We start from the raw sequence: 2,488 nt of genomic DNA on the forward strand, positions 1-2,488 counted from the left end.
TCGGGAGTGCGACGGCCCTCCTTCGCGTGCTGGGAGAAGAGTTATTCGATAGTTATCCCCAGACTTATCTACAATCAGATTGGATATTTCCACAGGTGGGAAAGAAATGAACCAGAGCCCATTTTTCGGGAGTGCGACGGCCCTCCTTCGCGTGCTGGGAGAAGAGTTATTCGATAGTTATCCCCAGACTTATCTACAATCAGATTGGATATTTCCACAGGTGGGAAAGAAATGAACCAGAGCCCATTTTTCTAAGAACTACACCACCTTATCACTTCTTTCAAAAATAATGTCCCTTTAGTGGTTAATATAGACTCTGGATGAAATTGAAATCCACAAACTCTATCAACATCGTTTCTTACTGACATGACTATTTTTTTTAAAAATGAATTAATAATTAATGTTTTTGGAATTTTTTTTCCAATAAGTGAATGATATCTTGCTACAGCAAATGGATTAGGAATTTTTAAAAACATCTCTTTACCATCATGTTCTATTAAAGATGATTTTCCATGCTGTATTTCTCCAGCAGAAACTATTTCTCCTCCGTATGATTTTATGATTGCTTGGTGACCTAAACAAATTCCTATTATAGGAACTTTTCCTTTGACTTTTTTTATTAATTTTAACATACAGCCAGCTTCTTCAGGTTTTCCTGGACCAGGGGAAAGCATTAATATAGGATTTTCTATTTTATGCAATTTTTTTAAAATTATATTTAAATTAATTTGATTTCTATAAATTAAAACATTTTGGTTTAAAGTTCTGAGTTGGTCTACTAGATTATAGGTAAATGAATCCATATTATCTAATAGTAAAATATTATTCTTCATTCTAAAAAAATATCTCCATTGAAATTATGAGCTTGGCATATAGATTTTAAAACTGCTAATGCTTTATTTTTACTTTCATTTGATTCTTCTTTAGGAATAGAATCAAATACCACTCCTGATCCAGATTGTACAGTTGCTATGTTATTTTTAACATAAGCTGATCTAATTATAATACATGTATCAAATATCTGAGAAGCGGTAAAATATCCTATTGATCCGCCGTAACTCCCTCTGCTTTCTTTTTCTATTTTTGATATTAGTTCCATAGCTCGAATTTTAGGAGCACCAGTTAAAGTACCCATATTCATACATGCTTGATAAGCATGAAATATATCTAAATCAGATTTTAATTTACCTATTACTTTTGAAACTAAATGCATAACACAGGAATATTTATCTACTTTCATGATTTCAGAAACATATCTTGTTCCGGATTTACATATTTTTGCTAAATCGTTTCTTGCTAAATCAACTAGCATTAAATGTTCACTTAATTCTTTTTTATTAGTTCTCATTTCTAATTCTATTCTGCTATCAAGGTCTAAGTCTATTGTTCCATCCTTTTTTTTTCCTCTAGGTCTAGTTCCAGCTATTGGATATATTTCAACCTCCCTATTTATAGGATTAAATTTTAAAAAACTTTCTGGAGATGCTCCAAATAGTATGAATTTTTCATCTTTCATAAAAAACATATAAGGGCTTGGATTTTCCTTTTTAAGCAATTTATAAGAAAGCAATGAATTTTTGCAAGGTAAATAAAACTTTCTAGATGGAACAATTTGAAAAATTTCTCCTTCTTGAATTTTTTTTTTCATTTTTTTTACAATATTACAAAATTCAGGATCATTTATGTTAGTAGTTAATTTAAAATTTTTTATATTTTCATTGGGTATATTATTTTTTAGATTCTTTAATTTTTTTTCAATTTTTAAAACTCTTTTTTTTATTCTTTCTTTTTCTAGTTCATTTTTTTTAAATAAAGTTGTTTGTATAAAACATGTTTTTTTTTGATGATCTAATATTATTAATATTTCAGCTAAATAGAAACAAAAATCAGGACATCCGTTTTTATTTTTTATTTTTGGTAATTTTTCAAATTCAGAAACAAGGTCATAAGAAAATAATCCTCCGAAAAATATTGATTTTGGATATTCTTTAGGTTGTATAAAATTTTTAAATATTAACCTAAAACATTCAAATACAGATTTTGATCTTAATTTTTTTTCTTCGTCAGAGTTTTCTATTATATTTGGAAATTTTATAACAAGTTTTTCTTTTTGAGAAATTATTTTAACTTTATTAGGTAAATTTTTAATAATTATTTTAAGAACTTCTTTTCCGTTTTCACTGTATGGAATAAAAGTTACGATATTTTTTTTAGATAAAATTTTTAATGCTGTATCTGAAATAATCATGCTTTCTAAAGCATGTTTATTATTTATTTCTGCTGATTCTAAAAGTAAAGTACTATATCTTTTTTTGCAAATGTTATGAAAAATAATAGTTGGGTCAGATTGGTACATGACTTTTTTTTGTTTAACGTATATTTGATTATTCATTTTTTTATTTTTTTGAAAATTCTATGTAGTCTTTTATTTTTTAAAAAAGATTATAAAAAAATTTTTTATATTTAAAATACTTTATATAAAAAAAAA

The 2,488-nt window shown here is 26.6% G+C and carries 1 protein-coding gene and 1 pseudogene; both read right to left on the reverse strand.

Annotated features, from left to right (window positions below):
- Positions 1-263: 263 nt before the first annotated feature.
- Positions 264-833, reverse strand: a pseudogene (locus AB4W62_RS02620) (gamma-glutamyl-gamma-aminobutyrate hydrolase family protein); the annotation flags it as partial.
- Positions 830-2,392: an anthranilate synthase component 1 gene (locus AB4W62_RS02625; protein ID WP_367680156.1), complete on the reverse strand. Its 1,563-nt coding sequence runs from the start codon at positions 2,390-2,392 to the stop codon at positions 830-832. The gene AB4W62_RS02625 and the pseudogene AB4W62_RS02620, both read right to left, overlap by 4 nt.
- Positions 2,393-2,488: the final 96 nt, after the last annotated feature.

It is taken from the genome of Buchnera aphidicola (Mindarus abietinus), from assembly GCF_964059085.1.
GTDB lineage: Bacteria > Pseudomonadota > Gammaproteobacteria > Enterobacterales > Enterobacteriaceae > Buchnera_A > Buchnera_A aphidicola_C.